The 22,904-nt window shown below is 36.3% G+C and carries 18 protein-coding genes; 5 read left to right on the forward strand and 13 right to left on the reverse strand.

The window, feature by feature from the left end; translation table 11 throughout:
• Window positions 1-136 precede the first annotated feature (136 nt).
• Window positions 137-2,206 (forward strand): peptidoglycan D,D-transpeptidase FtsI family protein, encoded by a 2,070-nt coding sequence (locus tag JOC76_RS11645; protein ID WP_205177774.1) that lies wholly within the window; start codon window positions 137-139, stop codon window positions 2,204-2,206.
• A 598-nt stretch (window positions 2,207-2,804) separates the two neighbouring features.
• Here the strand turns inward: JOC76_RS11645 and JOC76_RS11650 are convergent.
• From JOC76_RS11650 to JOC76_RS11680, 7 genes are all read right to left on the reverse strand, one after another.
• Window positions 2,805-2,963: a hypothetical protein gene (locus JOC76_RS11650; RefSeq protein ID WP_205177775.1), complete on the reverse strand. Its 159-nt coding sequence runs from the start codon at window positions 2,961-2,963 to the stop codon at window positions 2,805-2,807.
• A gap of 255 nt (window positions 2,964-3,218) precedes the next feature.
• Window positions 3,219-3,422: a hypothetical protein gene (locus tag JOC76_RS11655; RefSeq protein WP_205177776.1), complete on the reverse strand. Its 204-nt coding sequence runs from the start codon at window positions 3,420-3,422 to the stop codon at window positions 3,219-3,221.
• A 24-nt stretch (window positions 3,423-3,446) separates the two neighbouring features.
• Window positions 3,447-3,905, reverse strand: a complete 459-nt coding sequence (locus tag JOC76_RS11660) for a (2Fe-2S)-binding protein (protein ID WP_372441931.1) — start codon at window positions 3,903-3,905, stop codon at window positions 3,447-3,449.
• Window positions 3,906-3,922: 17 nt separating this feature from the next.
• A complete protein-coding gene (locus JOC76_RS11665) occupies window positions 3,923-4,762 on the reverse strand; it encodes an FAD binding domain-containing protein (RefSeq protein WP_205177778.1) in 840 nt (279 codons plus the stop codon).
• Window positions 4,749-7,079: a xanthine dehydrogenase family protein molybdopterin-binding subunit gene (locus JOC76_RS11670; RefSeq protein ID WP_307784713.1), complete on the reverse strand. Its 2,331-nt coding sequence runs from the start codon at window positions 7,077-7,079 to the stop codon at window positions 4,749-4,751. Before JOC76_RS11670 ends, JOC76_RS11665 begins: the two co-directional genes overlap by 14 nt.
• A 22-nt stretch (window positions 7,080-7,101) precedes the next feature.
• Entirely contained in the window at window positions 7,102-8,118 is a 1,017-nt protein-coding gene (locus JOC76_RS11675) for an XdhC family protein (RefSeq protein WP_307784714.1), read from the reverse strand.
• Between the two features lie 547 nt (window positions 8,119-8,665).
• Window positions 8,666-9,031 (reverse strand): hypothetical protein, encoded by a 366-nt coding sequence (locus tag JOC76_RS11680; protein WP_205177780.1) that lies wholly within the window; start codon window positions 9,029-9,031, stop codon window positions 8,666-8,668.
• Between the two features lie 263 nt (window positions 9,032-9,294).
• On the opposite strand from JOC76_RS11680, the gene JOC76_RS11685 reads away from it, so the two are divergent.
• The gene (locus JOC76_RS11685; RefSeq protein WP_205177781.1) at window positions 9,295-9,645 is read left to right on the forward strand and encodes a hypothetical protein; all 351 of its coding nucleotides are present in this window, start codon (window positions 9,295-9,297) and stop codon (window positions 9,643-9,645) included.
• Window positions 9,646-9,935: 290 nt separating this feature from the next.
• Window positions 9,936-11,117, forward strand: a complete 1,182-nt coding sequence (locus JOC76_RS11690; protein ID WP_372441935.1) for a TIGR04053 family radical SAM/SPASM domain-containing protein — start codon at window positions 9,936-9,938, stop codon at window positions 11,115-11,117.
• A gap of 41 nt (window positions 11,118-11,158) precedes the next feature.
• Here JOC76_RS11690 and JOC76_RS11695 read toward each other — a convergent pair whose 3' ends face one another.
• Genes JOC76_RS11695 through JOC76_RS11705 form a run of 3 tightly spaced genes read right to left on the reverse strand, consistent with a single transcriptional unit; the run spans window position 11,159 to window position 14,680 of the window.
• Entirely contained in the window at window positions 11,159-12,259 is a 1,101-nt protein-coding gene (locus JOC76_RS11695) for a Ger(x)C family spore germination protein (RefSeq protein WP_205177782.1), read from the reverse strand.
• A complete protein-coding gene (locus tag JOC76_RS11700) occupies window positions 12,256-13,329 on the reverse strand; it encodes a GerAB/ArcD/ProY family transporter (RefSeq protein ID WP_205177783.1) in 1,074 nt (357 codons plus the stop codon). The genes JOC76_RS11695 and JOC76_RS11700 overlap by 4 nt, the downstream gene beginning before the upstream one ends.
• A 22-nt stretch (window positions 13,330-13,351) precedes the next feature.
• Complete coding sequence (locus JOC76_RS11705) at window positions 13,352-14,680, reverse strand: spore germination protein (protein ID WP_205177784.1); 1,329 nt, start codon at window positions 14,678-14,680, stop codon at window positions 13,352-13,354.
• Window positions 14,681-14,901: 221 nt separating this feature from the next.
• On the opposite strand from JOC76_RS11705, the gene corA (JOC76_RS11710) reads away from it, so the two are divergent.
• Both corA (JOC76_RS11710) and corA (JOC76_RS11715) read left to right on the forward strand, forming a co-directional pair.
• Window positions 14,902-15,774 carry a magnesium/cobalt transporter CorA gene (corA, locus tag JOC76_RS11710; RefSeq protein WP_205177785.1) on the forward strand — a complete coding sequence of 291 codons (873 nt, stop codon included), beginning with the start codon at window positions 14,902-14,904 and terminating at the stop codon, window positions 15,772-15,774.
• An 85-nt stretch (window positions 15,775-15,859) separates the two neighbouring features.
• Complete coding sequence (gene corA, locus JOC76_RS11715; protein ID WP_205177786.1) at window positions 15,860-16,816, forward strand: magnesium/cobalt transporter CorA; 957 nt, start codon at window positions 15,860-15,862, stop codon at window positions 16,814-16,816.
• A gap of 131 nt (window positions 16,817-16,947) precedes the next feature.
• On the opposite strand, the gene JOC76_RS11720 is transcribed toward corA (JOC76_RS11715), so the two are convergent.
• The 3 genes from JOC76_RS11720 to JOC76_RS11730 form a co-directional block, all read right to left on the reverse strand.
• A complete protein-coding gene (locus JOC76_RS11720; RefSeq protein ID WP_205177787.1) occupies window positions 16,948-18,870 on the reverse strand; it encodes a UvrD-helicase domain-containing protein in 1,923 nt (640 codons plus the stop codon).
• Entirely contained in the window at window positions 18,863-20,752 is a 1,890-nt protein-coding gene (locus tag JOC76_RS11725) for an ATP-dependent nuclease (RefSeq protein WP_205177788.1), read from the reverse strand. Before JOC76_RS11725 ends, JOC76_RS11720 begins: the two co-directional genes overlap by 8 nt.
• A 283-nt stretch (window positions 20,753-21,035) precedes the next feature.
• The gene (locus JOC76_RS11730; protein ID WP_205177789.1) at window positions 21,036-22,706 is read right to left on the reverse strand and encodes an SIR2 family NAD-dependent protein deacylase; all 1,671 of its coding nucleotides are present in this window, start codon (window positions 22,704-22,706) and stop codon (window positions 21,036-21,038) included.
• Window positions 22,707-22,904 lie beyond the last annotated feature (198 nt).

Below are 22,904 nucleotides of genomic sequence, written 5' to 3' on the forward strand. Positions count from 1 at the left end.
AAAAATTTAAACAGACAAGTTATTTTGATTTTCTCAAATTTATTATTGGAGCAAAATTTTTCCTTTTTATTATTTATCCTTTTAAAATACAGGCATAATAAAAAGGATATTATTTGAAAAAGGATGTGTGATAGCTTTGGAAAAGCAGAAAAAGAAAAAATCTCATTTTCCCTTTCGCTTAAATATGCTGTTTTTTAGTGTGTTTTTTCTATTTTCTGTCCTCATTCTAAGACTTGGTTTTGTACAAATTGTTTATGGAGAAAACTTTAAAAGAGATTTGGAGAGAAAAGAAGATATTACCGTAAGTAACCCCGTTCCTAGAGGAAATATATTTGACAGGAATTTCCATATAATTGTTGATAATGTCCCAAAGAATGCGATTACGTTCACAAACGAAGGATACAGTCAATCCGATATGTTAATTACAGCCCAAAAATTGGCCAAATTCATTGTGAAAAAAACCGATATGGTGACTGAAAGAGACAAGCGAGACTATTGGATGATCAAAAATCCTAAATTGGTCGACGCAAAAATTACAGACCAAGAGAGAGCTTTATACGCAAAAGATAAACTTACCGATATGGACCTATATAAATTAAAATTAGATCGAATTACAGCGGCTGAATTAAACCAATTAACAAATGAGGATCTTGAAGTACTAGCCATTTACCAGGAATTTAGCAAGGGCGTTAAATTTATACCCGTAATGGTTAAGAATGAAGGTGTAACTGATAAAGAAATGGCTGTTGTAAGTGAAAATCTGCAATCCCTTCCAGGCGTTGAAACCACCACTGACTGGGACCGCTCCTATGCCTTTCAAAATACATTAAGGTCTGTACTAGGAAATGTAACGAAGTCTGGCGAGGGTCTTCCAGCAGATCAATTAGAATATTATTTGGCAAGAGGTTATAGCCGTAATGACCGGGTTGGAAAGAGCCAGCTTGAAATGCAATATGAAGATGTTTTGCATGGTAATAAATCAAAGACAAAAAATATTACAGATAAAGCAGGGAATGTAATTGAAACACATACAGTCTTTGCTGGGAATAAAGGGAAAGATCTTGTCTTATCTATTAATATGGATTTACAAATGGCCGTGGATAAAATTATCGAAGAAGAACTATGGTCAGCTAAAGGAAAGCCTGGTACCCAGTTAACTGACCGTGCCTATGTGGTCTTAATGGATCCCAACACAGGCGAGATCCTAACGATGTCAGGAAAAAAATTGGTTAGAGATAGTAAGACGGGGAGAACGGTGATGACAGATGATGCCCTTGGAACTTTCACCACCACTTATAGCGTGGGGTCAACGGTCAAAGGGGCTACCATTTTAACGGGTTATAAAACAGGTGCCATCTCGCCAAATACATATTTTGATGATAGGGGTCTAAAAATCAAAGATACTCCCCTCAAAAAATCGTATGCCTACTTAGGTCAATTAAATGAAATTAATGCTTTAAAAAAATCCTCGAATGTTTATATGTTTCATACAGCCATAAGGATTGGGAAGGGGCACTATGAATACGACAAGCCTTTAAATTTCACCAATAAAATGGCCTTTGAAACGATTCGGAATTCCTTTGCCTCCTTTGGTTTAGGCACCCGAACAGGAATTGATTTACCCAATGAACAAACCGGATTTAAAGGTCAAAGTAAGTTACCCGGTTATTTGCTTGACCTCGTTATTGGACAATATGATACCTATTCGGCTATGCAGTTAGCTCAATATGTTTCTACGATTGCCAATGGGGGATACAGGATGCAGCCGCATATTGTAAAACAAATCCGGGAACCTGGGAGGGATGGGGAAAACATTGGACCTGTCCTAAAAGAAATCACACCTACTGTCCTCAATACGGTTGATGGCAAAAAGGTTTGGCTAAAACGTGTTCAATTAGGGTTTAAAAAAGTCATGCAGGAGCCTGGAGGAACCGCCTATAAGTTTTTTAAAGGAGCTGAATACTCGCCTGCAGGAAAAACTGGAACCGCAGAGGCCTTTTATGATGGACCACTAAGAAGTCATTTTGGAAAAGAGCCTCCTCCCGTTATGAATTTAAGCCTTATCAGTTATGCTCCAAGCTCCCATCCGGAAGTGGCCATGGCTGTTTTAGTGCCCTGGGCATATGACGGTAAAGACGATAATCGAGCCAATCTTAAAATTGGCCGCAGAGTATTGGATACGTATTTTAAGATGAAAAAGAAATAGGGTGCATCATCTGCACCCTGCCTTGCTTTCAACTTCGTATTCGTGGTGGTTTTAGATCGTTTTCGGCTGGTCTAGTCGTTTTTTTCAACTAGAGTTGAGGATGGGTTCATTCGGACAACTGATGGGATTTCCACCCTGCTCATGTCCGAATCCTACTTCTATTCGGACTACTATTACCATTTTCCTCACCTGCTTGTCCGAAGTTAAGCCAGGTTCGGACAGATCAAGCCAAAAATCATACAGAGGTGTCCGAAGTTAAGCCAACTTCGGACAGAACAAGCCAAAAATCATACGTGCTGTCCGAAGTCTAGCCAGGTTCGGACAGATCAGGGCAAAAATCATACAGAGTTGTCCGAAGTCTAGCCAACTTCGGACAGATTAAGCCAAAAATCATACAGAGTTGTCCGAAGTCTAGCCAACTTCGGACAGATTAAGCCAAAAATCATACAGAGTTATCCGAAGTCTAGCCAAGTTCGGACAGATCAAGCCAAAAATCATACAGTGCTGTCCGAAGTCTAGCCAACTTCGGACAGATCAAGCCATAAATCATACAGTGCTGTCCGAAGTCTAGCCAACTTCGGACAAATCAAGCCAAAAATCATACAGAGCTGTCCGAAGTTAAGCCAACTTCGGACAGATCAAGCCATAAATCATACGTGCTGTCCGAAGTTAAGCCAACTTCGGACAGATCAAGCCATAAATCATTTGGAGCTGTCCGAAGTCTAGCCAACTTCGGACAGATCAAGCCAAAAATCATACAGAGTTATCCGAAGTCTAGCCAAGTTCGGGCAGATCAAGCCAAAAAATCATACAGATCTGTCCGAAGTCTAGCCAACTTCGGACAAATCAAGCCAAAAATCATACTGTGCTGTCTGAAGTCTAGCCAAGTTCGGGCAGAACAAGCCAAAAATCATACAGATCTGTCCGAAGTTAAGCCAGGTTCGGACAGATCAAGCTAGAGATCTCTTAGTGCTGTCCGAAGTAAATTATAGTTCACTACACTAAGTTGTTCTTAATAGTTGATAATCATTGTTGACCCTTTTACACAAAAGTGACTTGACTCATTTCCCCCTTCTCCTGCCCGAATCCTACCTCCTTCTCGCCCCATTAAAAAACCTTTGATGATGCTGTTCAAATCAATCCATCTAAAATTTTTGCCCAGAAAATAAAAAACACGATATTTTCCTATAGAAAAAATACCGTGTTTCCAATCCATATAAAATTCAGAAACCACTAGGCCTCATTCATTCCTTCCTAAAACGGATTTAACCGCTCTTTCAATCTCCGCATAACTCGTGCAACGACAAATATTGGATTCCAGCCATTCTTTTATTTTTTCATCACTCGCATCTGGATGCTGTTCAATTAATGAGTGGCAATTCATGATAAATCCAGGTGTACAATAACCGCATTGAAAAGCAAAATGATCGATAAACGCTTGCTGTATGGCCGTTCCATGCAATCCCTCAATGGTGGTAACCTTTTTTCCTTCAGCTTCGACTGCCAACATCAGACATGACTTCATCGGCCATCCGTCTATATTAATCGTACATGCTCCGCAGTCCCCGTTTAAACAGCCAGGCTTCGCTCCTTTCAACCCCATATAGCTGCGAAGCGTATATAATAAAGTATCTGCCGGACTAACCATCAAAGTATAAATCTCCCCATTTACATCTAATGTAAGTGAATAGGTTCTCAATAGCTTCTCCTCCCCCATCAAAATACAGCACTGTCAAGGGTACCGACTGCATCCGCCAATAAATTTCGCAGCACAAAGATCCGATATTCTTTAGATCCCTCTATATCATCCAAAATAGGCTGTGGTAAAGCCGCAAGTGCTCCTTCTATCCTTTCATCAACTGAAGAATCTTTTCGATTAATAGCCTCCTCGACAAATGGAGACCGAAACGGGAAGGGACATAATCCGCTAATCGCTACCCGTATCTTTTGGTCGATTTTTAAAGCGGCGATGGTAATCAATGGGTACCCGGTGTCCCATTGCTGCCTTCTTTTTACGGTAAAAAAAGGGGCATGTATATAACGGGTTTCGGTTTCCAACTGGACTAAAAATTCACCTTCTTCCAAACGTAAATGTCCTTGAAACACATCATTAATCGGGATAATCTTTTTCCCCTCTGCCCCAATAATCAAAACTCTGCTATCGGCAAGTAAAAATGGCAAAACGGCTTCTCGGTAAAAAATTCGTGCACAAATATTGCCGCCCAAGGTAATTTTTCCGCGAGCTGTATGATCTGCCACTTCACTCGCTGTTTTCGTTAATAAAGGAAATAGATTTGCTTCTTCCACCGCGGTTAGTGTGAGTGAACTGCCCAGTATTAAATGATCCCCGCTCACCTGCATGACATTACACTCAGCAATCCCTTTAATGTCAATAACAGCCTCTGTATAGGCTAAGTCAATTCTTCCAAGCGTTAATAATTCCGTTCCCCCGTTAAAATAAAACGGCTGCTTCCCTTGTTGCTCTAAATATTGAAATAAATCGACCGCTTCTTTTAACGTATTGGGACGATAATAATCAAAATCAAAAGGAAGCATGTTGTGTTGCCCCCTTTGCCTTCCAGATTAATTCTGGTATAAGTGGCAGATTGCGAAGGGAAACACCTGCTGCAAGCGATAATGCATTTCCAAGAGCACCTGGCATCCCCATTAGTCCATGTTCACCGACTCCGCGTGCCCCATATGGACCGTCTAGCAGAGGGGTCTCTACAAATCCAACCAAATATTCCGGATGTTCGCCGTAACGCAGCGGTCTGTAAGTCCGAAGCTGAGGGTTCAAAACCCGGCCAAGTTCGTCAAAGTAAAAAGTTTCTCTGCCGGCAAAGGCTATCCCCATGCTCATAGCCCCCATCACTTGACCAAGAGCTGCTTTTTCATTCATGACCCGCCCAATATCAACTACCGTGCATGCTTTTAACACTCGATACGTATAATCCCTTTGGTCTAATTCAATTTCAATCCCATAAGCGGCAACTGTCCATTCAGGACCAGGCTTTCCTTCCCCTGTTTCCGGATCCAAGTGGCTTATGTGGCGTAAAATATATTTCCCCCGCCCAATGATTTGTCCACCAATGGCATTCCCGTTTGGATATTTATAACCGTACCCAATATCCTTAAAATCAAGGCCGATAGAAGGATCATCCCGTAAAAAAACACGACTGTTGGCTACTTCAAAATCTTCTTTTGGTGCTCGAAGGACGCATGAGGCAATTTCTATTAATTGTTTAATCACATCATCAGCCGCCATAAGTACGGCTCTGCCTGCCATGAACGTCCCTCTGCTTGCTACCGTTTTCCAATGTTCTGGTGTTGTTTGTGTATCCACTTCCATTCGGACATGAATTTTATCTACATCCATTTTTAATCGTTCAGCTAAAATTTGAGCAAGAATGGTTTTTGTACCAGTACCAATTTCAATAACTCCTGACATTAGATTAAGACTGCCATCGCGATTAAAAGTGATGATCGCCCCCGAAGGTGCATTAGCATCAATCGTTGAGGTTTTCCAGCTGCAGCTTACCCCTTTTACCCTAATAAACCGCTCATTGATTTTTTTTATAGCTCCTTCTTCCCATTTCATTAAGTCTCGAACCTTGTCAATACATTTTTCCAAGTCTCCTACATTACTTTTATTCAGCTTAACCCTAGTAGGGGTTGTATGACCAGGCTTGATTGCATTAATCGATCTTAGCTTGAGCGGATCCATGTTTAATCTTTGAGCAAGTAGATCCATCGTTCGTTCGATGCAAAAGGACAATTCCGAATGACTGAATCCCCGAAACGGTGAAGCATAGGGGTGATTGGTATACATACAATAGGAATCACACCATACATTTTCAATATTATAAGGTCCTGTGCAATCTACTGCACCTGATCTCGTTACATCAATGGCCTTATCCGAATAAGCCCCGCCATCCCATAAAAACTGGATTTCTGCTGCCGTTATTTTTCCATTCCTATCAGTCCCTAACCTGATAGTCGCATCTAATCCAATATGACACGGAGAAGTAATGATATCTTGTTCTCGGTCATTTAAAAGTTTCACAGGCCTACCGCCGACTGCCTTTGACGCTAAGTAAGCAAGTACCTCTAACTGTACAGCGGCTTTTCCTCCATATGCTCCGCCAACCAGCGGGGTTTGAACAACAATTTTCCCCATATCTTCGTTAAAGTATTTGGCAATCAATTGTTTGACCATAAATGGAGCTTGAGATGAGGTCATAATCATGATTGTCCCATCTGACCTAATTTCCGCAGTTGCACATCTGGTTTCCATAGCTGCATGATCTGACGGTGCAAAGGAAAATTTCTCTTCTACAACAATCTCGCTCGCAGCCCATCCAGTCTCCATATTTCCTTTACGAATTTTAATGAGGGTAGCAATATTGGTCCCAGAAACAGGGAATGAGTCCTCATCCTTGTCATAGGAATCAAGTTGTTCATGGACAAGCGTAGCCCCCTCAGTAAAAGCCTGGGTTGGCGAGTTTACAACTGGAAGTAATTCATATTGAACTTTAATTAGATCTGCAGCCTTTTTCGCCTGAGCCGGGTTATCGGCCACAACAAGTGCCACAGGTTCGCCATGATAACGAACTTTATCCACTGCAATCGGCGGTCGATCCCGAATTGCCTCTCCGGTTAACGGAAAGTGCTGACCCGCTAGGATGGCCCTGACACCTTGGACCTGAGAGGCTGCACGAGTGTCAATGCTGATTATTTTTGCATGACCATAGGGACTGATGACCATTTTTACAGATAACATGGGTATTGATTCATAGTCATTCGTGTATTTGGCCCTGCCCGTCACCTTATCGAGTGCATCTTTACGAATCACACTTTTCCCAATAACCTGCACAGTAATACCTCCTAACATGCCGCTAATCTGGGATGGTCCATAGCAGCTCTACCCTTTCATGCGATGGTTTTCTCCACACTTCAATCATTTGAGCCATCACACTAACCGCTATTTCGACTGGACCCTTAGCACCTATGCTTGCACCTATTGGTGAAAAAATCCCATGCGGAATTTCCTCGTAATTTAATAATCTTCTTGTTCGTTCTCTCGGTCCCAAAACACCTAAATATTTGATATTTTCATGTAAAATTTTCGTTAACAGCTCTTGATCTCTTTTAAATTGATGGGTCATAATCACAACAAAATCATAGGGAGAGAAGGAAATTTGTTTTAGAAGTTCCTTAGGAAATCCTACTAACAGTTGATCTGCTGCAGGAAAGTTTTCTTTCTGACAGTATGCTTCACGCCAATCACATATTACAACGGAAAAACCAATTTCAGCCGCTAAGGCTGCCAAGGGTTTTGCATCAGGCCCTGCCCCGAAAACAATTAAACGTGGTTTTGGATGAAAGGTTTGTTGATACACCGTGGAACCATCCCTTGACACGATACCGCTTTTTGAAGTGAACTCAATAGTCGGGAGCGAACCCGACCACTGACCGAACGGTTCACCATCCTCTTCAATGAAAATATATTCGCCAAGGTCATCCAGTTTTTTCAAGACGATAACAGGCTTATGCTGCTTAAGAAGGTCCTTAACTAAAAGTAGGTCCTCTGTTAGCTGCTCAGTAACAGGTTCGAGTAGAATTTCAAGAGTACCATTACATCCCGATCCCTGTCCCCAGTTCAGATCATCCTCCATATATAAGTCGTATCGTAATATCATGGTTTCCTGTTTTCTAAATATCTCCCTCACCTTTAAAGCAAGGTCCTGTTCTAAGCAGCCTGCTGTTAACATTCCGACCTGTGAACCATCTGAAAAAAACAGCATTGAGGAACCTTCTTTTTTATACGCAGTACCTTTTACACTGATAATTGTCGCTAGGACCTTTGCTTCAGGGCAATCAAGAAAATCTAGAATTTGATAAAAATCCTCCACACTTTTCCCCCACTTTTTGACTCATAAATTTCCTATTGTTATTTATATTAAGTGATGAGCTATTCCTAGAATATCTATTTTCTTATGTAATAAGCGGCAATCATTCTATCAAAAACCTTCTCAAACTATTAATTATTCATTCATAGTTTGTTCATATTTATCCTTTAAGATTTAAGTAGGTTCTAGGAAGAACCTTTTAACCTCCGCCCCCCTTAATATAGATTAGGTTTGAACCCGCCCGGCAATTGCCGGGTATTTTTTTGGAACAAAAGCGCAAGCGCCTTGAACAGCCCCGACAAGCATAAGACGCTCAGGAAAAGATGGCGTTCTTTGCCTTCATTTCCTGAGTGGCTTTTGGCCTAGAGGGGCTAGGCGCTGGAGCTGGACGTCGACAGCCCTTATATTAACAGTTATCCAGAAGCGAAAATTTTATAATTTTGTCACTAGCATTGCATAAAAAAGCTGCTAAAGCTTTATGCAACGCTAGTGTAATTTCGTAAACGATAAAAAAAGCGTGCACATGGATATGTGCACGCTTTTTGAACGTTTATCGGATATTTTGGGGCTGGTATTGTTGATAGGTTTGGGTTTGGAATGCAGGATTTACATGTGAAACGGTTTGATATCCCAATGACCCCATTTGTCCCGATAATTCTCTCTCCAATTGATTACACTGTGCAATCACTTCTTGGCATCGCTGGATGGCCATCTCATGCCCTTGTAAGCTTTGCTGAATCGTTTGAACCGCCAGTCTCTCTTTTTGCAGCATTTGTTCAAGCATATGAACATTTTGCTGTTCGTTTTGCAGCATTTGTTGATATTGTTGACTGCCTAACTGTGTTTGTTGAATGAGCTGCTGTGTAATCTGACGGCATTGATTAATATGTGTAATCGAATGTTGAGTTGTGTTCATTAAGATACCTCCATTTTGTTGGATATCAAGATGCTGTAAACCCTTTTTTGTCAATGGATTGAACCTTCAACCCAAGAATTATATTTCACACTTTTCAAGTTTTTCATGCCATACAAAAATGCCAATTACTGTGAGGTGTTTTAGCATTAAAAAAGTAAAAAAATAAAAAAAATGGCAGTACTCCTTAAACATTTTATTCTCTGAGTATACTTCCACCTCACCCTGTCAATAACAATATCAAGGAAATTAAAAGGGTGGTAAGAATGAACGGAATTTATTTTATAAACGAACGCATAAGCATTAATGATCAATCCTGGGAAGAAAGTATTCTCTTCCAAGAACAATCTATTAAGAACTATCTTTTGGAACAAAATATTCAAGCTATAACGCTGAATCCTTTACAATTAAAAAAGTATTACACCAACCCCCATGCCCTCCTGTACGATTTACGGAAAGTAAAAAGCCCGATTGACCGCTTCATCTATTTTTCATCCCAAACAGTTGAGGATTTCATTTATAGCTATCCTGCAAAATGGCTTATTCTTAAGAGCTTTTTTAACGAAATCGTCCTCATTGAACAACCAATAGAGAGGGACCAACAACAAGCCATTTAATGTTACCCCTCTCCCTCTGCACCCTCTTTTTTTAACATTTTTTACGCTTCCATATGTAATTAGATTAAAAGACAACTAAATAGTATAAAGAGAACCAATCCATTCTTAAAGTAATTAGTTTGTGATTTTCATAATTTAATCTTAACAATCATGTCATATTTAATGAGAGTATAGACGAATGTAGAAATATTGTAACAAACCCTTAATCCAAAGCGTGGAGGCCTATTTATAATTAAACTGTAGAAACAATTTAAATGGTAAAAAAATAATAATGAATTCTGGTGATGAAAATGCAAGGTTTCAGTAAAGGACATCCACATGCTATGGGACACCCACATGGTGCAGGTAAAAAAATAGATTATGAGCAAAACCCGTTTATCGTTATTTGGGAAGTAACAAGAGCCTGCCAGCTTAAATGTGTACACTGCCGGGCAGACGCTCAGCTTACTCCCGATCCAAGAGAGTTATCGCATGAAGAAGGAATCAATTTAATCGATCAAATCTACGATATGGATAATCCTATGCTTGTTTTCACTGGCGGGGATTGTATGATGCGGGAAGATCTATACGAACTTGCGGATTATGCGATTAAAAAAGGTATGCGTGTCTCTATGACACCAAGCGCCACAGCAAATGTCACAAAAGAAAAAATGAAGTTATTTAAAGATGTTGGCTTATCACGCTGGGGCTTTAGCCTAGACGGACCTACTCCCGAAATTCATGACCATTTCCGCGGAACTCCTGGATCTTTTGATTTAACAGTAGAAAAAATAAAGTACTTAAATGAACTTGATATGCCATTACAAATTAACACCGTCATTTCTCGTTATAATTATGACTCACTAGAAGAAATGTCAAAATTAGTCGCCGAGCTTGGGGCAGTTATGTGGTATATTTTTCTACTTGTTCCAACAGGCAGAGGTCAAATGGATGCTTGTATTTCACCTGCTGAACATGAAAAAGTATTCAGATGGCTTTATGAACTAAGTAAAACAGCACCATATGATATTAAAACAACGGCAGCACAGCATTATCGCCGCGTAGTTTTGCAACAAAAAACACGTGATCACCTCATTGACAAGGGAGAAATTCATTACGAAGATTCCATTACAACGGATTTTGCTTCCATGCACGATGGCTTAAAGCGTGCTCCAAAAGGAGTAAATGATGGAAATGGCTTTGCCTTTATTTCTCATATTGGGGATGTTATGCCAAGTGGCTTATTGCCAATCGTAGGTGGAAATATCCGCGAAACTCCGCTTGCTGAAATTTATCGTGAAGCAAAAGTATTTAAGGAACTTCGCCAGCCTGACAATTATAAAGGTAAATGTAGAGTTTGTGAATATAACAAAATTTGCGGTGGTTCTCGTTCACGTACCTATGCCGTAACAGGTGACTATTTGGAAAGTGAACCATTCTGCGTCTATATTCCACAAACAATGAGAACGAAAGATACAGCACCTACTGCATAAACGCATACATCCTAGGCATTCCGAATCGAGGAATGCCTTATTTAATTGATCAAACCGGTATCCTCAATTTGAATATTTGATTGTACCTTAAATACTATGTTTGGATAGATTCTTTTCCATTGTTTCCAATCATCATCATTAAAATGCCTTGATCGGTATCTTAGACCAAATCCGAGAGGGTCAAGGTTTGCTTTTTGAAGCTTAATCAAAAATTTTTCAATTCTTTTATTTACTGATTTTTCAGCAGTGTTCTCATAAGCTGATAATTTTGCAATTGGGACCCGTTTTGATGCTTCTTCCAAATTGCCTTTCATCGAAACATTTACCTTGATAAAAGGTGTTTTACCTATTGGGGTATATAGTTTGAATTTTGTCTTTACTTTATGAGTATCAAAGACAATAGTTGTATCTCCCTTTGTTACCCTCATAGCACTCTTTTCTTCACGATTTCTAAGAAAATTCAACATTTTGGTTTCCTCTGGTTTTAACGTTAGTTTCAAGTGACTTTTGTTAAAAATCCCAGCTGTATTAATTTCTAATAAATCTTTTTTGGCCTTCACAATCGGCATGATAGGGTCTATTCCTCGTTCAATTAACCTGTATTTTAGGTCAAAAAGGAATTCTGATGTAATATAGGGAGTCTCTGAACCTTCCTTCCCTAGTGCCAAAAACAAGGCATTTGAAGGCAGATATTCAGATTTTGGTTTTACTTTTAATACATCTAATGCGGTAGGCTTGCCAATATTTACCCAAGCAATTTTTTGTATATCTCTTCTTCGGGTAAACCAATAGTACATGCCAGCATTCCCCTTTTTTTTCACCACATCATCACTAAACACAATTACTTTTGCATGGCTAAAATCAATTTCCTTATCTACTTTCGTTTTGATAATTCTCACAGCTTCGGACATGGAGTTAGCATTTTGTGAAACTATTTGATATTCACCTTGATTTTCTTTGGTAGCACCAGGCACGGCAAACTTTAAACTAACCAAATATTTTTTTGTTTTGTCTTTGGCCAAATCGACACCAATACTCACAACAAAAAAACGCTTTTCAATATCTTTAAATCCACAACCGTTTAAGCATAAGACAGCAACTAGAATCATGATCGTGAATCTCCATTTGTAACGGGTTATCATGCCAATTTCCTCCTAACCCAGATAAAGAAAATAAAGACGACCAGAATCTCGAAGACAATCCGAATGATGAACCAGTATATTACTAATTTCAATAGGAGAATCGTGTTTAAATAAATAATTCCTACTATCGAAAATCCCGTGAAACAGCTAAGGATCATCCAAACATTTTTTTTATTATCCGGTTTTTTAAATGTTCCTTTTAATAGCTCAAGAGACACATGCCAATGAATCGAAATACTAATTAGTGAAATGCTCATATAAAACATAAGAAATAGAAAGATAACTCGTTCAATGGGACTGTATACTAATCTCAGTGAATCAGCGGTGGAAATCCATGGATAAAGATATTCCTGTGCCCCATCAGAGCCATGAAATCCAATCGGAATGAAGAAGGCAGTAAATAGGTTTAAGGTACCCAAAACTGCAAGAATCATAAAATTCCAAACCTTTAATTTTCCTTTTATTACTCGATTAAAAATAATTAAGTTTCCATATCCTGAAAAACAATAGGTGGCCGCAGCAAATGCCTTTAAACTAGGCCATTGAAACATATGGGTCCCGACTTCAAGAATAGAGTCCCAGTTAAGATACTCATTTGTATAGGCCTTAAAAATAATAAATCCAATCAGAGGGATATTGAGAAATAAAACAATTTCGAGCAGATACATAACCCTTTCAGTTGGCATTTGAATGATTAAAAAAATAGCACCTAAATAGATAGAAAGCAGTAATAGCTTCGGCATTTCGGGGTTAACAAATCGGGCTAAAATATCAATAAAGCCGATCAACGTTATAAGACCTGCTGAGAACCATAAAAGTTGGACACTTGATAAATGGATGGTTTTCAACCAACGTTTCTTTGTGTTAGAGAGTATTTCAGGCAGTCCTTGTTCTGAAAATCGGTTAATCGATATACTGTATAAGTAACTAAGGACAATGCCAACCGGGATTGCCAGGATAACCCCCATTACTGCCCCTTCAAAACGATATTCAATCAACACTTTTGGAATAAAAATAATGACATTGATGATCATGTTTAAGAAGACCAAATAGAGATAATAACGATTCATTGCCTCCCCTCCTTGTAACGAATTATTTCTTATTTGGTTTACTTTGGACTAAGGTAAGAAATGGGGTGCCAAAGCTATCAAGCCTAACCATATATGCTACAAGGATCGTGAAACCTACTACAACTCCCACTAACCCGAATATAGTTCCCAAAGCCAACACGATATATTTCATTATTCGCAATGTAAAACTAAAGGCATTAACTGGGACAACAAAGTTTGAGATGGCAACTGTAGAGGTAATAATAATCATAATATTACTAACAAGACCCGCCTCAGTTGCAGCCTGCCCTAATATTAATCCTCCTACCGTTGTAGCAGTTGGCCCAATTGCTTTAGGAAGACGGATACTGGCCTCGGTTAACATCTCCATCATGATTAACATAATCGTTACCTCAATAAACGATGGATAAGGGACACCTGTTCTGCTGCCGGCTATACTTAGAGCTAATTGAACCCTAAATAATTCAGGATTATAACTGGTTATCGCTACATACAATCCAGGAAGAACAAGACTGGTAAAAAAGCCGATATATCTTAATAACTGCAAGAATTTTGTGACCCAAAAGGTTTGATAAATATCCTCCATTGATGCCATAAAATCCTTCATGACTGTAGGTAGAACAACAGCAAATGGACTTCCGCTTACAAGCAGAATAATTTTGCCAGCCGCTATATTGACAACTACGCGATCAGGTCTTTCAGTCACAAGCATCATCGGAACAAGGGCCCTATTACTCTTTTTAACTAAATCAAGTAGCTGCTCACCCGTTTCGAACATCTCAACATCGATTCGTGATAAAAAATCCTTAATTTTCTTGAGTGTATCGGGGTTAGCCAGCTTTGAATCATGGACAATCATTACCTTTGTTTTGGAGATCTTGCCAACAGTTGTTGATTCTACCTGTAAGGACGGCTCAGGATAACGATGTCGAATCAATCCTATGTTTGTCGGCAAACTCTCGCTAAATCCAGATTGAGGTCCTTGTATAGTTGTTTCCACCGTTGTATCTAAGACAGAATTATTCCGGTCGGCCTTGCTATCCAATACAAAAACAGTATCAAGGTAAAATAGAATGGTCACGCCCCTTAATAATTCTTCAAGTGCCTTTTCTATATTTTCAAATGGGTTGATGGCCGGCAAGGATTCCAGATACGCTAAAAACGGGAGCGAATCCTTAATTTCATAAAACGGGATTAATATCTTTTGATGAAAGATATTTTCATCACTAATCGTTTTTATATATAGCGCTTCTATTCTTTTTTCTTTTGTATGAAGTTCTTTTAAAATTACATCTTCGGAATGGGTTAAACTTTCAATAAGGCTATCTTTAATGCTTTTGCTAGATTGCATCTTACTACCTCTCGTGTGTCTTTCTTCATAAGTTCCCACGTTCTTTTCCATTTTATTCTAACAAGGTGTTTTGGACTTGTAGGTTAAGTTTCGTTCAGTATGGGAAAGTTGTTTTTAGACTTATTAACAAGGGATTTTGCTTTTCTTTTTCCGAGATTCCTTTATAGTTAAGATGTAGATAATGTTAACAACAGATTTTATTGCTAAAAAGGGTGTTTTTAATGATCAGATTCATAGGAATTACGGAAGAACATAGGTTAGAAAAACAATTTTCAATCGAAAATTTGAATTTTAAAAAATATAAACGATTTTGGGTGGATTTTGATGCTCCCACTGAAGAAGAGGCAAAATGTTTAGCGGACATATTTCATTTTCATCCTCTTGCTATTGAAGATTGCATAAATAAAGTACTTCAAAGACCAAAATTAGATTATTATGATGACCATACTTTTTTTGTTACACATACTGTTCGTGAGGAAGACAAAGAAATTTTAAAGGATGAATTAGACTTTTTTGTTGGAGAAAATTTTATTGTTACTTTTCATCTTCATTCATCAAAAGAGGTTTCACAGGTATGGGATCAAATAGTTAACCAAGAAAATGTCGATCAATTTGGTAGTTTACATGTGTTTTATAAAATTTTAGACAAATCGGTTGATAATTACTTCCCCATCATTAACAGTATTGAAGATAAATTAGATGAAATTGAAGAAAATACATACAACAAACCCATGAACAATTTATTAAATGAATTGTTTAAAACACGATATTTATTACTGAATTTAATGCACACCGTAAATCCCATGCGTGATCTTCTGTATCGGATGTTAAATTCACATCGTCTAAGCGATATAATCAATCGAAAAGAATATTTCTCAGATATTTATGACCACCTTTTAAAGCTATCGGATTTGGTTATGTCAAATAGAGAAATAACCGCAGACATTAGAGAAAATTATCTATCCATCAATTCACATCAAACTAATAATGTCATGAAATTCTTAACAATCATGACTTCTATTTTTGCTCCATTAACGCTGATTGCAGGAATATATGGGCAAATGAATAGTTGGTATATGCATAAAACGGTTTGATTCTTTTCTCTCCTAATTTAAAAGGGATTTATTGTTCAATTAAGAAAAATGGTATATTGATATTTTGTAAAAAGGATGTAAAAAAATGATTAGCTTTATTGGAATTACTGAAGGAAATAAACTAGTACATCACAGTTCGATTGAATCTCTAAATTTTAAAAATTTTAAACGCTTCTGGGTCGATTTTAATAATCCGACAAACGACGAAATAAAACATTTATCTGAAACCTTTCAGTTTCATCCACTTGCTATCGAAGATTGCACCAATCATGTTATTCAAAGACCGAAATTGGACTATTATGAAGACCATACTTTTTTCATTACACATATTGTAAGAGAACATGGAAATGAATTATTTAAAGAAGAGTTAGATTTGTTTGTAGCCGAAAACTTTATAGTGACTTTCCATCTGAGTCACAGTGAGGAAGTCTCTGAAGTTCTAGAAAGAACAATTTCTCTAAAAAGTCCTGATAAATTTGGTAGCACTCATGTGTTTTATGAAATATTAGATAAAATTGTAGATAATTACTTCCCGATTGTTTACAAAATAGAAGATAAACTGGATGAAATTGATGAAAATCCGTATAAGAGACCTATGAATGCTTTATTAGATGAACTTTTCGATACAAGATCCATGTTATTGAACCTAATGCACACAGTTAATCCTATGAGTGATTTATTATATCGATTGCTAAACTCACACCGATTGAGTAACATTATCAGAAAAAAAGAATACTTTTCAGACATATACGACCACTTATTAAAGTTATCTGAAATGGTGATGTCGAACAGGGAAATTACTGCTGACATTAGAGATAATTATCTCTCCTTGAATTCGCATCAAACAAATAACGTAATGAAATTTCTTACCATCATGACTACAATGTTCTCACCAATGGCCCTAATATCAGGTATCTTTGGTATGAATTTTAAATACATGTCTATTTTAAATTGGAAATATGGGTTTCCATTGTCTCTTGTGTTTATGGGGGCTATAGGGCTAGCGTTATATTGGTGGTTTAAGAAAAAGGGATGGTTCTAAATAGAATACGGGGGAACTTTCCCTGTATCATTTTCACCAAACTGTGAAAAAATACGCATTAATTTTTGATTGGTTTTGATTAGGAAAAAAATAAAAGACTATAGTCCAAAAAGGCGGAAATTCCGCCTTTTTTAATCCTTTATATATAAAAGATTCCATCCTGCTTTTTTCAGGTCCTCCTCATTGCCATCGATAGTTTCTTGCCTCATCGATAAACAAAGTAAATGAGAAGGTCTAGTTAACCCTACATATGCAACACACAGGGCATTTATTTTTTCTTTTCCTTTAGGAAACGTGTGGTTCTGTTTTAAATAATCCATTAAGTTAGATAGGTCATATTTTTTATAAAATGTCTCTAAATATAGAGTTGCAGTATGAGTTTCCCCTTTTACGTTATAAACGGTATCCAGGTTGATTTTGAGCTCACTCCCACTTTTAACCGCATGAAAATAAGAATTTTTTTGTTCTGTTTCTTCAGTTTCAACCGCATTATCCACACTGTTTTTGGTAATCGTACAAAAATCTTTAAGTTCTTTAGTTACCTGTTTACTACCTTTTATAAGAGGGACAAATTTACTGGTTAAAAATTCAGCTATTTCATTATGAATTGGTTGGCCATTTTTTGCGTTTAATACCCATTTTGCAATTAATCTGTTTAAATTAATGGCAATTTGTTCATTTTTCTCAGTCAATGTCTGTAAAAGTGCCTTCTCCGAATACCATTTATCATCCTTCCTTATCTCTTCAATTCTGAGTGCATGAAGCATGCAATTAATTAAAAGTCTACGATACTCATTTACATTGTGGTCTTCAATTTGATTAATAGCATCTATGTACTCCTGTAGCGAACTGTAACTAAATCTTACGCTTTTGCTATTTCTCTTATTAAAGGTTGGATAATAGCTAGGGAGTGTTATTTTACCTTCGGGATGAGGCTTACTCACTCGCCCCACTGCTTTAAAGACATTCCTGTCATTTTGATGAAGATTGTTCTCTATGATCAGTTCAGCAAAGGTTGGTAGCACTTTTTCAATGTTATGATCATTAAATACAATGATGGTTGGTTCAATAATTGGGATAGTGTTATTACCCGTAACCCCTTGTGGTTCAATGCATATTTTATCTATACATTTAGCGATCGCAGCTGAAAATCGCTTACTCTCTGTTAGGGAGAGCGACCTCTTTTCTGGCTTCCAACTTAATTCTTCACTTGAACTTTCAAAAATCGCTTGATTTGTATCTCCAATTCGTTGAATTGTTACTTGGCTTTTATCAAAGACTTCGTTTAACAATTTCATTTGGATTGGAGATGTATCTTGCATTTCATCTATAAATAAAAATTTAAACCTAGCAGAGATTAAATCCCTTATCTCTGGATATTCTTTAATAAATTTAAAGGCCATTACATAAGCATCTCTAAATGAAAGGATCCCTTTTTCTAAAAGACCTTTCTTTAAATCTTTTAAGTATTGATAAGTGGGTGTGGTGTTACTATAAACATCCTCTAGTTTTTTAGCTCCCAAATAAATGGTTCCATCATCTTCAAAATCAAAAACGAGCTTTTGCCATAGGTCTTCAACTGGAAATTTACGTTCTATATTTTGCCTATATCCCCTTGAAATTTTATAAAATAGTTTTTTAAAATTCTCAATATATGTATCCATATCAATACTATAAACATTATCTAGAAAAAAATGTTTGTACGCAGGAATCGCTAAGTATTTATTAACAAACACTTGGATAGTAGAAATATGATTGGGGTATTGAAACAACCTACCTCCTTCTTGTTGTGAACTTCTTCTTTTGATTTCATTTACTCCAACATTCGTATGAGTTAATACGCAAATGCCTCTATTGTTTTCTAGTGGAAGTTTCTTTTCAAAAATTAAAAGTTTAGCAATTAAAGAAGTCGTCTTACCACTTCCAGGGCATGCTTTAATATCGACCGTATCAAGATTTTTTATTACTTTTCTATGGCTTTCATTAAACGTACTCCCGTTAGGAAAAAGAATTGTTTCAATAGCATCAATATCCTCATTGGTAATCTCAATCAATGTTGCCACCTCCTTGGGAAGTAGCATAGTTTATTGCATCTACAAGGTATTTAATATATTTATCTTCCAATATGAGTTTTTTTAAATTCTCTCTATTTTCATATTGTTCAAGTAAACTAGCGAAACATTGTCCAATAATTGCCTTAGAGACCTTATTATTCTTTTTAGTTATGATGTTTTTGTATATATCATAGGCTATTTTATATTCATTAAATCCTTTTGTATTCCATTGTGCTTCAAGGATTTTTATCTCTTCATCGACCGTTTCATTTTTCTTATCTGTTAAACCATATTCGTCGCTGTTTTGAATTTTTTTTGCTTGTAATACTGCCTTAACCAGCAACGGTCGGAGTCCGCTCAATGCTATATCATGCTCTAATGTCCAATATGGTGAAATGAATGTTTTAACCAATTGGCCATCTATCCTGCTCTGAATACTTTTTACTTTCTCTGTCCGTTTTTCATAAAAAGCTTCACCTAGCTTGTCATCGTCTAAATACTTTTCAGTATCAATATCTAAATCAGTTATACATGCTACAGGGATTGTAAATTGACCATCTTCAATATTCTTGCGTCTAAAAATTCTTGAGTACCTTAAAAAGGCCGTGCTACCGACATTTAAAACGGTTACCCCGTACTGCGAAAGTGGTTTGTCTATTACCCTACTTAAGGCTGGAATGATCAGGTTCTCTGCATCACCCTCAACCATTATCACTCCCTGAGCAAAAAACATATCAGCTTTAGTTGCATCCAAAAATCGTTCTAAAAATAGATAATCACCGTTTAAAAGTTCTGTTTCATCTGGTCTCATTGAAAAAATATTGTTATTGTTGCAAATAAAAAGATTTTCTAATTTTATTTTTGACGACAATCCTGTGCTGTGAGTGGTTAATAAAAGTTGAATTTTCGAGTTTTCTGCTTCTTCCTGCAAATATTCAATAAGTCTTATTTGAGCTTGTGTATGTAGATGAGCTTCAATTTCTTCAATTAACGCTAACTTCAATCCATCAAACTCTTCCCTTTTTAATAATAAAAGTTCAGTTGCAATAAACAAAATGTTGTGAGAACCTAGACCTGGTTTTTCGCTTGAAAACTGCAGACTTAATCGTTCAAGTATATATCTTAGTTTTAAATCTGATACTTTAAAACCCGACTCAAGTACATTGTTTTTATTGGAGAATTTTTCAAGGTAAATATTTATTTCCTCTAATAGATTTTTCCCTTCTTGATCTGTCAGCTCACTCTCATCAAAATTTTTCCCTTTAAAATATAAATCTATTTTTTTATTGGCTTCTTTAAAAGTCTCGATTAAAAAGTGGCTATCTTCATTTTCAAAGGCAGAATGACTGCTCAGTATTTGAGAAAGTCTTGAATTTTTTCTTGGAGCTAATTCAGTATTTGCATCTCTTAAGGGTTTTAAATATGTGGCTTTAATACGGTTCCTAGCCTCACTGTTTAATAACTTTGCACCTTCACCCATGCCTGCTTTAACATCGAAAAATATTCTCTTTCCTTGTCTTATTGCGTTATATGTAAGATGGAGTACGTACTCTGTTTTGCCATTATTCTTTTCGAACGACAACCATTCTAAAAGATGTTTAGCTTCATCCAACGCTATATCTCGTATAATACAAGAAATCTCTATTTTGGTGGCCCTATCGTTTTCCGAAGACAATTCACTCGGAATATGAAAATCATCAATCTCAATTCTATTAAAATCGTTACTTTGAGTACCCAGCACTAATTTAATGGCATCTATTATAGTTGTTTTGCCAGAATCATTTTCCCCTACAAATAAATTAAATCCTTTATTTAATTTTAAATGGAGACCTGGGTTTCCGAATTTTCGAAAATTTGTTATCAATACTTCTGCAAGATACATTTCTCCTACTCCTTTTAATCTATTATTATTAAGTTTAGCTATAAATAAAAGTTAAGTAAATAAATAACCATTTATAGGGATTTAAGACTTTGCTTTCATCCATTACGATTCTTCATAATGAAATAATTCATAATTAAGAAACTATTTATGACAGAATCACTTGCGGTTAAGAGTTTTAATGTTACTTTATTATTTTTTAAGTGTCGCATTCCAACTACTCCTACTTTAATGGCAAAATGCATAAAAAAACACTGAAAATTTTTCAGCGTTTTTTACTTTGATATTATATTTCTTCTTCCATTTCCTTACGTTTTTTTCGAATTTCATCAATTTTTTCTATAACTTCTAATACCGAAGGTTTTCCTGCTGCTTTTTCTCTGATTCTTTCTATCCAATACTTTTGTATATGGTTTATTGGTAAATAATACTCATCTTCTTCAACATCGTGAATAATAAAATAAAGATAGCTAAGAAGATAGTAGCTTGGAATCTGATGAAGATGCTCTAATAGAAACCTTCCTCCAGGATTAGAATATAAATATTGAGTGGGGTGACAAGAACCAAACATTTGGTACATCAATTTACCAGTTTCTATCTCATAATCATCTCTATTTATATGTTTTGAAAGTCCGATAAATCTTTCAGCTCTATACCTTTTACCATGGAAGTCTGTGGTTTCATCTACATACTTTAAGGATTTTTTTACAAACTCCAAATATGTATCTTCGCTTGCTATTTCGGGATTAATTCCCAAAATTTTTATCGTGTAATCCATGATGGAATAACCGATTTTTGAATTCAAATCTACGAGTTCTTTTTTAAATGGTTCTTCATTTAATATAAAAGGACTTGTAAAAATTTTAATAAAAGCTCTTATAAAATCTAAATTCAGACTTTTATTATTAATTAAATCAGGCTCTTCTCCATTTATTACTTTTACCAGAGTTTCGGCAAACCTTGGCTCATCAGAAAGAGTATCGAATAAAAGGCTCAAATCAGCACTTTCTTTTTCATTTCTAATAGCATTAGATAACTCTTCAACAAAAGATGGAAGATTTTCTGCCTCAATCACGTTTATCTTATAAGACTCTAAAAACCTTTTATAATAGCTAAAGTAAGTCCCCCACTTTTCTTTATCGTAGGAGCTTAATACCATATAAAACTTATTGTTATCAACCTGAGTACCATAATCCCTTATAAACTGGAAATAGGTTTGATGGATGTTAATATCATTAAACCCATACCCCATCATTAATATTACATTACTAGAGAATAGATTATATAACTTACTTTTAAAATAACCGAAATCATGCATAAATTTATAATATTGGGAATGTGTAAAAATAATGCCTTTTTCAGAATCAATATCTCCATGAATTTTAATAATTGTTTTATCTTTTTCGTTCCAGTTCAATTCTTCTCCCTTACCAAGAGACTGGACTAAATAATTTTTTCCCTTCATTATTTCTTCTTCAATAACTCTGTCATAATTAGTAGTGAGAAAATAACTAAAATCAATCTCGCTCAACTTTTTTAATTTTTCTACATCTTCAGTATTTACCTTAGTTTCATCAACTTTTATCAGACCTAACAACTCTTTGGTAAAATCCAGCTCAAGTTTATTATCAGTTTCTTCTTGAACAATTTTTTTCAATGGACCGTTTAAAAAATCTTTTTTATCGTAGTTTTCACCTAATCCAAGACCTTCAATAACATCCTTTTCACACGTTTCCCAATTTACCTCTTTATAGTAACTTAAAAAAGATTGAGCAATTTGTAATGGATCGCCATTCCTCATATCCCCAAATTCTAAATCTATGATACCTATCACATTTTTTAATTCTTCTAATAAGTCCATCCATCCAGGATACCCAAAGCTTCTGCTAAATCCAGCTCCGATAAACGGCACTACTTTATCTAAAATAACTAACCTAACTAACTCTTTTGGAATCATAAAATAACACTACCTCCCATAATTAATTATAAAGAAAAAATAAAAATAAAGTTGAATAAGAAATCCCCTCTTTTCGACATAAATAATAATTAAAAAGACCTATATATTTATATGAGTAAGATTGTCATGTATTACAAATCTCAAAGTATATAATTTTTCAATAAAATAATGATGGTTATTTCTACCACAAATATCTAT

It is taken from the genome of Neobacillus cucumis (assembly GCF_016908975.1).
Lineage (GTDB): Bacteria > Bacillota > Bacilli > Bacillales > Cytobacillaceae > Neobacillus > Neobacillus cucumis.

Bases quoted from the DNA above. Each gene is read 5' to 3' on its own strand.
- JOC76_RS11650 (WP_205177775.1), bottom strand. From the start codon at position 2,963: ATGATTTTTGGCTTGATCTGTCCGAAGTTGGCTAGACTTCGGACAGCT.
- JOC76_RS11655 (WP_205177776.1), bottom strand. From the start codon at position 3,422: ATGGATTGGAAACACGGTATTTTTTCTATAGGAAAATATCGTGTTTTT.
- JOC76_RS11665 (WP_205177778.1), bottom strand. From the start codon at position 4,762: ATGCTTCCTTTTGATTTTGATTATTATCGTCCCAATACGTTAAAAGAA.
- JOC76_RS11680 (WP_205177780.1), bottom strand. From the start codon at position 9,031: ATGAACACAACTCAACATTCGATTACACATATTAATCAATGCCGTCAG.
- JOC76_RS11685 (WP_205177781.1), top strand. From the start codon at position 9,295: ATGAACGGAATTTATTTTATAAACGAACGCATAAGCATTAATGATCAA.
- JOC76_RS11690 (WP_372441935.1), top strand. From the start codon at position 9,936: ATGCAAGGTTTCAGTAAAGGACATCCACATGCTATGGGACACCCACAT.
- JOC76_RS11695 (WP_205177782.1), bottom strand. From the start codon at position 12,259: ATGATAACCCGTTACAAATGGAGATTCACGATCATGATTCTAGTTGCT.
- JOC76_RS11700 (WP_205177783.1), bottom strand. From the start codon at position 13,329: ATGAATCGTTATTATCTCTATTTGGTCTTCTTAAACATGATCATCAAT.
- JOC76_RS11705 (WP_205177784.1), bottom strand. From the start codon at position 14,680: ATGCAATCTAGCAAAAGCATTAAAGATAGCCTTATTGAAAGTTTAACC.
- corA (WP_205177785.1), top strand. From the start codon at position 14,902: ATGATCAGATTCATAGGAATTACGGAAGAACATAGGTTAGAAAAACAA.
- corA (WP_205177786.1), top strand. From the start codon at position 15,860: ATGATTAGCTTTATTGGAATTACTGAAGGAAATAAACTAGTACATCAC.
- JOC76_RS11725 (WP_205177788.1), bottom strand. From the start codon at position 20,752: ATGTATCTTGCAGAAGTATTGATAACAAATTTTCGAAAATTCGGAAAC.
- JOC76_RS11730 (WP_205177789.1), bottom strand. From the start codon at position 22,706: ATGATTCCAAAAGAGTTAGTTAGGTTAGTTATTTTAGATAAAGTAGTG.